The 11,833-nt window shown below is 42.9% G+C and carries 12 protein-coding genes; 9 read left to right on the forward strand and 3 right to left on the reverse strand.

Going from position 1 to position 11,833, the window contains the following annotated elements:
- The 8 genes from ftsZ to ileS all read left to right on the forward strand — a co-directional run bounded on the left by ftsZ (position 1) and on the right by ileS (position 8,066).
- A complete protein-coding gene (ftsZ, locus tag A4H00_RS06425; protein ID WP_067088323.1) occupies positions 1–1,212 on the forward strand; it encodes a cell division protein FtsZ in 1,212 nt (403 codons plus the stop codon).
- Position 1,213: 1 nt separating this feature from the next.
- Positions 1,214–1,885 (forward strand): YggS family pyridoxal phosphate-dependent enzyme, encoded by a 672-nt coding sequence (locus tag A4H00_RS06430; RefSeq protein ID WP_067088326.1) that lies wholly within the window; start codon positions 1,214–1,216, stop codon positions 1,883–1,885.
- A gap of 11 nt (positions 1,886–1,896) precedes the next feature.
- Positions 1,897–2,436, forward strand: a complete 540-nt coding sequence (locus tag A4H00_RS06435; protein ID WP_067088328.1) for a cell division protein SepF — start codon at positions 1,897–1,899, stop codon at positions 2,434–2,436.
- A 6-nt stretch (positions 2,437–2,442) separates the two neighbouring features.
- Entirely contained in the window at positions 2,443–2,706 is a 264-nt protein-coding gene (locus A4H00_RS06440) for a YggT family protein (protein WP_067088330.1), read from the forward strand.
- 12 nt (positions 2,707–2,718) lie between these two features.
- Complete coding sequence (locus A4H00_RS06445) at positions 2,719–3,501, forward strand: YlmH family RNA-binding protein (protein ID WP_067088332.1); 783 nt, start codon at positions 2,719–2,721, stop codon at positions 3,499–3,501.
- Between the two features lie 6 nt (positions 3,502–3,507).
- A complete protein-coding gene (locus A4H00_RS06450; RefSeq protein WP_067088334.1) occupies positions 3,508–4,227 on the forward strand; it encodes a DivIVA domain-containing protein in 720 nt (239 codons plus the stop codon).
- 592 nt (positions 4,228–4,819) lie between these two features.
- Positions 4,820–5,257: a GNAT family N-acetyltransferase gene (locus A4H00_RS06455; RefSeq protein WP_067088336.1), complete on the forward strand. Its 438-nt coding sequence runs from the start codon at positions 4,820–4,822 to the stop codon at positions 5,255–5,257.
- 10 nt (positions 5,258–5,267) lie between these two features.
- Entirely contained in the window at positions 5,268–8,066 is a 2,799-nt protein-coding gene (gene ileS, locus A4H00_RS06460; protein WP_067088338.1) for an isoleucine--tRNA ligase, read from the forward strand.
- Between the two features lie 178 nt (positions 8,067–8,244).
- On the opposite strand, the gene A4H00_RS06465 is transcribed toward ileS, so the two are convergent.
- From A4H00_RS06465 to A4H00_RS06475, 3 genes are read right to left on the reverse strand one after another with little or no spacing between them, the layout of a single operon-like run.
- The gene (locus A4H00_RS06465; protein ID WP_067088340.1) at positions 8,245–8,547 is read right to left on the reverse strand and encodes a DUF1827 family protein; all 303 of its coding nucleotides are present in this window, start codon (positions 8,545–8,547) and stop codon (positions 8,245–8,247) included.
- 60 nt (positions 8,548–8,607) lie between these two features.
- The gene (locus A4H00_RS06470) at positions 8,608–9,060 is read right to left on the reverse strand and encodes an NUDIX hydrolase (RefSeq protein ID WP_067088342.1); all 453 of its coding nucleotides are present in this window, start codon (positions 9,058–9,060) and stop codon (positions 8,608–8,610) included.
- 56 nt (positions 9,061–9,116) lie between these two features.
- The gene (locus tag A4H00_RS06475; protein WP_067088344.1) at positions 9,117–11,330 is read right to left on the reverse strand and encodes an ATP-dependent Clp protease ATP-binding subunit; all 2,214 of its coding nucleotides are present in this window, start codon (positions 11,328–11,330) and stop codon (positions 9,117–9,119) included.
- Between the two features lie 272 nt (positions 11,331–11,602).
- On the opposite strand from A4H00_RS06475, the gene A4H00_RS06480 reads away from it, so the two are divergent.
- On the forward strand, positions 11,603–11,833 hold the full coding sequence (locus A4H00_RS06480; protein ID WP_067088346.1) for a DUF1797 family protein: 231 nt from the start codon (positions 11,603–11,605) through the stop codon (positions 11,831–11,833).

The raw sequence follows: 11,833 nt of genomic DNA on the forward strand, positions 1-11,833 counted from the left end.
ATGACATTTTCATTTGAAGCAGCAGCAGCTCATGGCGCTGTCATTAAAGTTATTGGTGTTGGTGGAGGTGGTGGTAACGCCATCAACCGTATGATTGAAGAAGGTGTTTCAGGGGTTGAATTTATCGCTGCAAACACAGATGTACAAGCGCTCAGCAGTTCAAAGGCAGAGACTGTTATTCAGTTGGGACCAAAATTGACTCGTGGACTCGGTGCTGGAGGTCAACCTGAAGTTGGCCGTAAAGCTGCTGAAGAAAGCGAAGAAGCCTTGACCAATGTATTGACAGGTGCCGACATGGTCTTCATCACCGCAGGTATGGGTGGTGGATCTGGTACAGGAGCTGCCCCAGTTATCGCTCGTATCGCAAAAGACTTGGGCGCCTTGACAGTTGCTGTTGTGACTCGTCCATTTGGTTTTGAAGGAAACAAACGCGGAACTTTTGCGGTTGAAGGAATAGAAGGTCTTCGTGAGCAGGTTGATACGCTATTGATTATCTCAAACAACAATCTTCTTGAAATTGTAGATAAGAAAACGCCACTTCTCGAAGCTCTTAGCGAAGCGGATAATGTCCTTCGTCAAGGGGTACAAGGGATTACAGATTTAATTACCAATCCTGGTTTGATTAACTTGGACTTTGCAGATGTGAAGACCGTTATGGAAAACAAAGGGAACGCCCTTATGGGAATCGGTATTGGTTCTGGAGAAGAGCGTGTCATTGAAGCAGCTCGCAAAGCGATTTATTCCCCACTTCTTGAAACAACCATTGATGGAGCTGACGATGTCATTGTCAATGTAACTGGTGGATATGATATGACCTTGACAGAGGCTGAAGAAGCGTCTGAAATTGTTCATCAAGCCGCTGGTCAGGGTGTCAATATCTGGCTTGGAACATCAATTGATGAAACAATGAAGGATGAAATCCGCGTGACAGTAGTTGCTACAGGTGTTCGGCAAGAGGGAGCTGAAAAAACAACTCGCTCCCGGGTAGATTATGCACCAGCAAGTCGTCCAAAAACAACTCATTATGATAATCCTACATCATCTTATACAGAGACACCAAAAGCTTCAGCCTTTGGTGAATGGGATTTGCGTCGAGAAAATATTCTTCGTCCAGCGGAACCAACGAACCATTCAACTGTTTCAGTCGAGAAATTTTCGATGGATGATGAAGAAGATGAGTTAGATACTCCACCATTCTTTAGAAATCGTTAAAATGACATTTCAACATAATAAAGATGCCATCTTTACTGCTGTTGAGTTGGCTAAGAAAAATGCGCATCGTTCTCAAGATTTAGTCAATATTATAGCTGTCACCAAATATGTTGACAGCTCTATTGCTAAAGAACTGGTAAAAACAGGTATTGAGCATATCGGTGAAAATCGGGTGGATAAATTCCTTGAGAAATACCATGCTTTAGCTGATGAAAAACTGACTTGGCACTTGATTGGAAGTTTGCAGAGAAGAAAAGTAAAAGACGTTATCAACTATGTTGATTATTTTCATGCGTTAGACTCTATTAAATTAGCACAGGAAATTCAAAAACGTGCGGAAAAGCCGATTAAATGTTTCCTTCAAGTGAATATATCAAAGGAAGCAAGCAAGCACGGTTTTCTAGTTGAAGAAATAGATGCAGTGCTAGAGGAGCTCCTTTTGCTGGACAAGGTGGAAGTAGTTGGTTTGATGACCATGGCACCCTTTGAAGCCAGTCAGACAGAGTTAGTGCAGATTTTTTCAGCGGCGCAAGCTCTGCAACAAGAGCTGGCCAATCGTCACCTACCTCATATGCCCTTTACAGAATTAAGCATGGGAATGAGTGGTGATTTTGAGGAAGCGATTCAGTGTGGAGCAACCTTTATCCGTATCGGAACAGCATTTTTTAAGTAAGGAAGAGAAACGTGGCTTTTAAAGATACATTTAAAAACATTATTAATTATTTTGAAGTAGATGATGCTTCAGAGCAAGAGGAATATGAAGTGTCAAGTGAAGCACCGAAGCTGAGGGTGGCACCGACCAGAGAGGTAGAAACTCCTTCGTCGCAGTTTAGTCGTTCTCATCAAGCCACTTCAAAAGAGAGTGTCTCGCAACCGACACCGCGTCGGCAAGAAGTCTCTTCAATAGGAGACAAACAAACTGAGAAGACAACGATTGATATTAAGTTTCCCAAGAAATATGAAGATGCACCGGAAATCGTCAATCTTCTGTTGGACAATGCCAGTATTTTGATTGATTTTCAGTATATGTCAGAAACGCAAGCTCGTCGCTGTCTCGATTACTTAGATGGTGCTCGTTCTGTTGTGGCAGGAAATTTGAAAAAAGTCTCTAATACTATGTGGTTGCTGACTCCTGTGAATGTCATGGTGAACATCGAGGAACTTCGTTCGTCGAATTTCAACCATGGTCAGGAAGCACAGTTTGATTTTGATATGAAACGGTAGGAGCCTATGGCGGTTGTGATTTTTATACTGCTGAAAGCACTTGAGATTTATTCCTATATATTATTTGGTTATGCCATTTTGAGTTGGGTACCGGACTTATACGATACCTTTATCGGGCGGACCTTATCTTGGCTTGCTCAGCCAGTATTGACTCCTTTTCGTAAGCTGAAGTTACATTTTTTTGGTCTTGATTGGACAATTGTGGTTGTGGCCATCTTATTGAATGTATTGGAACGCTTACTGATTGATTTGCTTCCCTTATTTTTATAAGGTGTGTGAAAAATGAAGCAGTTATTTCAACATTTTTCAAAAGACGAAAAAGAATTCGTTGAGCAGATGATTGATTTGTGCCAGCAAGTCGATACGACCTATTCGTATCGGTTGACACGTTTTTTAAATCCTAGACAGAATCAAATTGCAGCTTCTATCGCAGCACATTTTCAACTTGTTTATTTTTCTAGTCAGGAAGAGTTGGAAACAGAGTTTTCTCGTGGCATTATAGCACCAGACTATTATCAACTGGATGTAGCGCATTTCGAGTTAGCAGTAGTGGAAGTACTGTATCCAAGAAAGTATCATGAGGTGACACATTCACAGATTTTAGGGACTCTCCTACATCGTTTAGGGATTAAGCGAGAATATGTAGGAGATATTCTGGTAGGTGAAGACCAAACTTTTGTAGTGTTGGATAGGAAGTTTCTCCCGCTCTTACAGTCGGAGGTTGCTAAGATAGGACGCACCCCTGTTTCGTGGAAGGAGCGGGAATGGGAAGTCGTTAGCAAACTGAAAAAGCAAGAAGCTCAACAAAAGCAGATTTTAGTGTCTAGTTTGCGTTTGGATAAGTTGATTTCTGTTGCTTTTCAGCTATCACGGACAAGTGCAAGTAAGTTAATTGAAGCAAGACAGGTCAAACTAGATTATCAGCCGATTGCTCAAGCAGGGCACGAGGTTGACATTGGCCAATTGATTAGTGTTCGAGGGTACGGACGAGTCTGTATCAACGAATTAGTCGGCTATTCAAAACAAGGTAAATTGAAATTAGAGATAGAAGTCATTAGAAAGTAGGGAGACATGGTGCTTACATCATTAGAACTAAAAGATAAAACATTTGGTACAAAATTCAGAGGATATGACCCAGAAGAAGTAGACGAGTTTTTAGATATTGTGACAGATGACTACGAAGAGTTGGTGCGTAGAAATCATGAGCAAGAAATGGAAATTAGAACTCTAAAAGATCGACTTGCCTACTTTGATGAGTTAAAAGAGTCGCTCAGTCAATCGGTCATTTTGGCACAAGATACGGCTGAAAAAGTGAAGATTGCTGCGAACGATCAGGCTTCTAATATTGCCAAACAAGCAGAATACGATGCACAAGCCTTGGTCAATGAAGCTCGCAATAAGGCAAATGAAATTCTCCGATTGGCAACTGACAATGCGAAGAAGGTAGCTGTTGAGACAGAAGAATTAAAAAATAAAACACGTGTCTTCCATCAGCGTTTGAAGTCAACTGTTGAGAGTCAGCTGTCATTGATTGATTCACCAGAATGGGAAGAAATCCTTCGTCCGACAGCCTCTTATCTCCAAACAAGCGATGAGGCTTTTCGTGAAGTATTAGAAAATGCCTTGGGTGAAAAAGTGGAAGTCGTTGAAGAAGACCTTGATATGACACGCCAGCTTTCAGCCGAAGAAATGGCTGAGCTAGCCCAACAAGCAGAGGCGCTAGAACAAGCAGAAGCTTGGAATCAGCAAAATTCACTGGGCGTTTCAATTGATTTTAATAGTGAAGAGTAGTAGAAATACGGTAAGATAGAAATAGTTTTAGCGAGTAGGTGATGGTGGAAGACCTGCACTCCCTTTGTATCTTATTATCATTCTATAGGATTTTCCTTGAACAAAGTAGGGGAAAACGGCTTGCTCCCGTTAACGAGCAACAGAAGGGATGGGCATTTTGCCTATCTGAACTAAGGTGGTACCACGAGCTTTCGTCCTTTTTGGCGGGAGTTTTTTTATTGTCATACTCTAAAATATCAGTATCTACTTGCGCTTCACCAAATGACACCAATAGGGAGTGGAATAGCCCGTGGTGAGCGAATGAAGTGAGCTAAATAAGATGCTGTTGCAGTGAGTAATCCTCGTCAAAAATCAACATCTGACGTCGTTCACTCATCTTACTGAACTCTAGTTCTACCTTCAGTTTTTAGGACACAAGCTACGCTAGTTTTACCAATCGCCTTCCACAATTCTCAATTGTGGAACCTAGCAAGAGGTTGATTTTCATTGAGTGTTAGTAAGGAAGTTAAGCTAGAAGAGAAAGCGAGCAAGGTGAGTGAACGACATCAGAATAGGATATGTGGAGAGGGATCAAAAAGAATGTGTGTTGCAGATGATTAGATTAGCATTAGTAGATGAGACAACATTTGAAGCCGTTATTGAGCTATCGGTCAGCCCTAAAGATGAGCGCCGTCTGGCTTCCAATCTCTATTCGCTAGCTCAGGCTTGGCTCTATCGAGATAAGGATCCGGTTGAGCCCTTAGCGGTTCTTGCAGGAGATAAGGTGGTTGGGTTTCTCTTGTTATGCAAAGAGAAGCAGGAATACTTGATTTGGCGCTTGATGATTGACCAAACCTATCAGAATCTAGGCTATGGCAAAGAGGCTCTGAAATGGGTCATTCGACGAGCAAAGGCAGATCCGACTTGCCGTCATGTTTTGGTAAGCTATGTTGTCGGTAATCATCGTATGCGAAGCATATTAGAACGGTTGGGGTTTCATTCTGTAGGTCTATCTAAGAATGAAATAGTAATGAAATTAGACATCAAATAAAGGAGAACTTATGAAATTAAAAGATACTTTGAATCTTGGAAAAACAGCTTTTCCAATGCGTGCAGGCTTGCCAACTAAAGAACCAGTTTGGCAAAAAGAATGGGAAGAGGCAGAACTTTACCAAAAACGTCAAGCATTAAACGAAGGTAAACCGCACTTTGTCTTGCATGATGGGCCTCCTTATGCCAATGGAAATATCCACGTCGGACATGCCCTGAACAAGATTTCAAAAGACATCATTGTGCGCTCAAAATCCATGTCTGGTTTCTATGCACCCTACATTCCAGGTTGGGATACGCATGGTTTGCCAATCGAGCAAGTCTTGGCCAAGCAAGGAGTGAAACGCAAGGAAATGGACTTGGTTGACTACCTCAAGATGTGCCGTGACTACGCCCTCAGTCAAGTCGATAAGCAACGGGAGGATTTCAAACGCTTGGGTGTATCTGGAGATTGGGACAATCCTTATGTTACCTTGACACCCGATTATGAAGCAGCACAAATCCGTGTCTTTGGTGAAATGGCTAAGAAAGGCTACATCTATCGCGGAGCTAAGCCCGTCTATTGGTCATGGTCCTCTGAGTCAGCTCTAGCAGAAGCAGAAATCGAATACCATGACTTGGTATCTACTTCCCTCTACTATGCCAACCGTGTCAAAGACGGTAAAGGAATCTTGGATACAGATACCTATATCGTCGTTTGGACAACGACACCATTTACGATTACAGCTTCTCGTGGATTGACAGTCGGCCCTGATTTTGAATACGTAGTGGTGAAACCTGCAAATGACGACCGTAAATTCCTTGTGGCTGGGGAATTACTGCCTAGCTTAGCAGAGCGCTTTGGTTGGGAAAATCCACAAGTTGTTGCCAGCTATAAGGGGCAAGAATTAGACCGAATTGTGACGGAACACCCATGGGATGTGGAGCATGATGAGTTGGTCATGAATGGTGACCATGTTACCCTTGATTCAGGTACAGGGGTTGTCCATACGGCACCAGGATTTGGTGAGGATGACTACAATGTTGGGATTAAATATGGCTTGGAAGTGGCTGTGACTGTCAACGAGCGGGGGCTTATGACAGAAAATGCTGGTCCAGACTTTGAAGGTCAATTCTATGAAAAAGTTGTTCCAACTGTTATTGAAAAACTTGGCAATCTACTGCTTGCCCAAGAAGAAATCTCTCACTCCTACCCATTTGACTGGCGGACCAAAAAACCAATCATCTGGCGTGCTGTACCGCAGTGGTTTGCCTCTGTATCAAAATTCCGTCAGGAAATTCTTGATGAAATCGAAAAAGTAACCTTCCATTCAGAATGGGGCAAGGTTCGTCTGTACAATATGATTCGTGACCGTGGTGATTGGGTGATTTCTCGTCAACGTGCGTGGGGTGTGCCTCTTCCAATCTTCTATGCGGAAGACGGAACACCAATCATGACAGAAGAAACGATTGAACATGTCGCAGAGCTCTTTGCTGAGCACGGTTCGATTATCTGGTGGGAGCGTGAGGCCAAGGATCTCTTGCCAGCAGGCTTTACTCATCCAGCTTCTCCAAATGGTCAGTTTACCAAGGAAACAGACATTATGGATGTTTGGTTTGACTCTGGTTCATCATGGAATGGGGTCGTAAATACCCGCCCAGAATTGAGCTACCCAGCTGACTTGTATTTAGAAGGATCTGACCAATACCGTGGTTGGTTTAACTCCTCATTGATTACCTCAGTAGCTGCAAATGGTGTTGCACCTTACAAGCAAATCTTGTCACAAGGATTTGTCTTGGATGGAAAAGGGGAGAAAATGTCCAAATCTCTTGGGAATACCATCTTGCCAAGTGATGTCGAAAAACAATTCGGAGCAGAAATCCTGCGTCTCTGGGTAACGAGTGTTGATACTAGTAACGATGTGCGGATTTCAATGGATATTTTGAGCCAAGTTTCAGAAACCTATCGGAAGATTCGTAATACCCTTCGTTTCTTGATTGCCAATACGTCTGATTTTGTTCCAGCAGCAGATACTGTTTCGTATGACGAATTGCGTTCTGTGGATAAATACATGACCATTCGCTTTAATCAAATCGTGTCAAGCATTCGTGAAGCCTATGCGGATTTCAAATTCTTGGATATTTACAAGACAATTGTGAACTTTGTGACGGTTGATTTGTCAGCCTTCTACCTTGATTTCGCCAAAGATGTCGTCTATATCGAAGGAGCAAAATCATTGGAACGCCGTCAAATGCAAACTGTTTTCTATGATATGCTTGTGAAATTGACCAATCTCTTGACGCCAATCTTACCACATACGGCAGAAGAAATCTGGTCTTACCTGGAGCATGAAGCAGAAGACTTTGTCCAATTAGCTGAATTGCCAGAAGCACAAACCTTTGATCATCAAGCTGAAATTTTGGATACTTGGTCAGCCTTTATGGATTTCCGTGGCAAAGCGCAAAAAGCTTTGGAAGAAGCACGTGCTGAAAAAGTAATCGGTAAATCGCTCGAAGCACACTTGATGATCTATCCTGATGAGGCAACAAAAGCACTATTAGAGGCTATTAATAGTGATGTAGCGCAACTCCTCATCGTATCTCAAGTGACGATTGCAGAAGGAGCAGCACCAGCAGCTAGTGTAGCCTTTGAAGATGTAGCCTTTACAGTTGAACGGGCAGCAGGAGAAGTCTGTGAACGTTGCCGCCGCCTTGATACAAGTGTCGGTACACATGCAAATCCGCACCTTGCAACAGTCTGCGACCACTGTGCTACCATTCTTGAAGCCAACTTCCCAGAAGCTGTAGCAGAAGGATTTGAAGCGAAATAAAGAAAGGAATGAGAAGAAAGCCATTATTTCAAAAAAGCGACTTCTCTTACTTCCTCATTCTTTGTTTTCTAGTATCAACAATCATTTTTCTGTTGGCTACCGAGACCGAGATTAGCTAAGAAACCAGGTCAACAGAACAATAGAAAAATCCTCAGAACATTATTTCTGAGGATTTTGTTTATTTCACAATCGGAATAGACATCTCTACCAAGCGCTCAGTATGAATGGTTTGGATGGCTGCTTGGTTTATCATTGAAGCGTCAATTTTGCGCTTGAGGAAGAAGTCACGAATCTGATCGAGTTCGGACATTTGAATTGCACGGTATTTATTGCTAATTAAGAGTTCGTAGTGAAATGGAGCTTGGGTAAAAATCACGTCTGTATTTCCAGCAGAGTAGGTCTCTACCAGAAAGGCGTCTGTATTAGCTAATTGATTCTGCACAAGTTGTGCCTGACTGTTTGTTGTATTGATGATCTTCATGCGTGACCTCCAATCATTCTTTGCATTTATTATAGCACTCTTAGTGGGATTTGACTAGCCTTATTTGTCTTTTTGGGCTAATTTCCATTGCTCGATGCCCCATTTGTGGCTACCACGTTTGAGCTTTTCAATGGCAGTCTCAATATCAAACCAAGCGAGGTGGTTAAAGTCTTCTAGTGGCTGTCCAAGTTCTTGGTAGCTGGTCACTTCGTAGATGTAGGCAGGATTGTAATAGTAGGTATCTCGGTGGCGTGAGTAGAAGTACTCATCTGCCTGCCCATAATAGTCGCCAATCTCTGCTGTAAAGCCCAGCTCTTCCACCAATTCACGCGCAAGGGCAGTCAAGTGATTCTCCCCTGCTTCAATCTCGCCCCCCGGGAGGAACCAAGCGCCGTTAGGCGCTTGAACAAGAATAATCTTCTCTTTGGATTCATCAGGAATGACCGCATAGACGCCGTAGCGATTCTGGTAGGTTACTCCTGTTTCTTTTTTTCCGAATACTGCATGTGTCATGGTATATCCCCTACGATGATTTTCTATCATTATAGCATATTTTTAAGTCAAATGGGTTAGGATTTTGCCTTTATGGCAATATCCCCCTTGCTAGTAAGGACTGCTCGTAAATTCTTTTCTTCTGGATGTTCCAAGTAGAAGTCGGTCAGTGCATCTTCGATGTGTTCTTGAATGGTTCTACGAAGCGGACGGGCTCCCATTTTTGGATCGTAGCCCAAGTCCACCAATTTTTCCTTGACCTTGTCGGTCACATGGAGTGTGAGTCCAGTTGTTGCTAGGCGCTGATTAACATCAAGGAGCATGAGATCCACGATATGAAGGAGATTTTCCTTGCTAAGGGCATGGAATTCAATAATGCCGTCAAAGCGGTTCATAAATTCTGGGCTAAAGAAATTGCTCAATTGACCGAGAACAGACTGGGTACGACCTTCCATCGCAGCACCAAAGCCAACACTTGCTTCGACCTTACCTGTTCCGGCATTGGAGGTCATGATGATGATGGTATCCTTGAAGCTAACTGTGCGGCCTTGGCCATCTGTCAAGCGACCGTCGTCAAGGACTTGAAGGAACATGTGCATGACATCAGGGTGGGCTTTTTCAATCTCATCAAGAAGAATGAGCGAGTAAGGATTGCGACGGACTTTTTCGGTTAATTGTCCTGCTTCTTCGTAGCCGACATAGCCTGGAGGAGCCCCGACCAATTTTGCGACAGCGTGTTTTTCCATGTATTCGGACATGTCAAAGCGAATCATACTATCGGCAGAACCAAAGAGTTCGATGGCGAGTTGTTTGGATAGCTCGGTTTTTCCGACCCCTGTTGGTCCAACGAAAAGGAAACTTCCAATTGGACGGTTTGGTGCACCGAGTCCTACCCGATTGCGGCGAATAGCTTTGGCAATTTTATCAACGGCATCGTCTTGACCGATAACGTGTGCCTTGAGGTCATTTGCAAGATTGACTAATTGCGACTGTTCTTTTTCTTTCAAATCACCGACTGGAATATTGGTTTTTTGCTCAATGATGGCTTCGATTTCTTTTTCGGTAATGACAGGGATATCTTCCTCGCTGATTGTCGCTTTTTGCATCTCTTTGTATTTGGCAATCTGGTCGCGGAAGTAGGCGGCCTTTTCAAAATCCTCATCACGGGTGGCCTGGGCCTTGCGATTTTCAGCATCAATCAAGCGCTGATCAATTTCTTTTGGATCAACGAAATTCAGCGTCAAGTTCATCTTTGAACCTGCCTCATCGAGTAAGTCAATAGCTTTATCAGGCAAGAAGCGGTCTTGAATGTAGCGGTTGGACAAAATGGCAGCCGCTTCAATAGCTTCATCGGTGTATTTAACATGATGATAGTCTTGGTACTTGCTTTGGATCCCTTTTAGAATGGTAATGGTCTCGTCCACACTTGGCTCATCAACCTTAACAGGCTGCATACGACGTTCCAAAGCGGCATCTTTTTCGATAATGCGGTATTCGTTGAGCGTTGTTGCGCCGACTAGCTGCATTTCTCCACGAGCAAGGGCAGGTTTTAGGATATTTCCAGCATCCATGTTACCGTCACCGGCAGAACCAGCACCGACGATTTCATGGATTTCATCGATAAAGAGAATGATTTCCTTACGGTTGCGGATTTCTTCCATGAGCTTTTGCATGCGTTCTTCAAATTGCCCACGGATACCCGTTCCTTGAACGAGGCTAACCACATCGAGTCGAATGACTTCTCGTCCTTGGAGTTTTTGTGGGACATCTCCGTCAACGATTTTTTGAGCTAGACCTTCAACAACGGCTGTTTTTCCGACTCCAGGTTCTCCGATTAGGACAGGGTTATTCTTGGTCCTACGGTTAAGAATTTCAATGACACGCTTGATCTCTTCATCTCGACCGATAACGGGGTCAATATCCCCACGGCGAGCAATTTCAGTGACATTGATCCCAAATTCTTCTAGGAGGCCGTTTGGTTGTTTTGGCGGAGTTGATCCACCGCTGTTGCCACGATTGCCACCGCCTGCTTGGGTTGGCGGTGTTTGATTGCGGCTCTTTCCAGCTGGTGTGTGTCCAGGAATGCCTCCGATATTATTGAAGAATTCGCTAAAGGGATCCATATTATTTGGATTTGTTAAATCGCCTAAGCCTTTTAAAATGGCATTATTTGGATCAGTTTTCATGATTTGGTAACAGTTGTGGCAGAGATCCACTTGTTGTTGTTTTCCATTTAGATTTGTATAAAGATGAATGGTTGCATCATTAATATTACAGTTATGACAAAGCATGGGCAAACCTCTTTTCTGTGAGAAATTCTGCCTTTAGAGCTCTTGAAATTGATACAGGAAAATAGACTTTCTTGCCGTCAAAAAACAAATAGTCAATAAAGGTCAGATATACGTTAATTATATCAAGATTTGGCTAAATTGCAAGAATCTGCTACCTAAATGGGACGGAATTTGTAGGAAAATCAGAATAAAAATGGATGAAGCAAGACTTTTTAGCGAAAATATGGTAAAATACTCCTGTAATTAAGATACTTAGAAATAGGAGAAGTGATATGGAATCACATTTAGTAAGAATTATTAATCGTCTAGAAGCAATGGCGACGGACGGTGGCACGCTAAAACGGAATTTTGAGCGTGATGGTGTCGTGGTTGCAGAGGTTGCTTACAGCTTTGATGAAGAAAATGGTTCAGTCTTTACTCTTCGTGATGTGGTAGCGCGTGAAAGCTATACGTTTGATAGCATTGACTTGATTGCGATGGAAATTTACGAATTATTGTACTAA

The organism is Streptococcus marmotae, from assembly GCF_001623565.1.
Taxonomy (GTDB): Bacteria; Bacillota; Bacilli; order Lactobacillales; family Streptococcaceae; genus Streptococcus; species Streptococcus marmotae.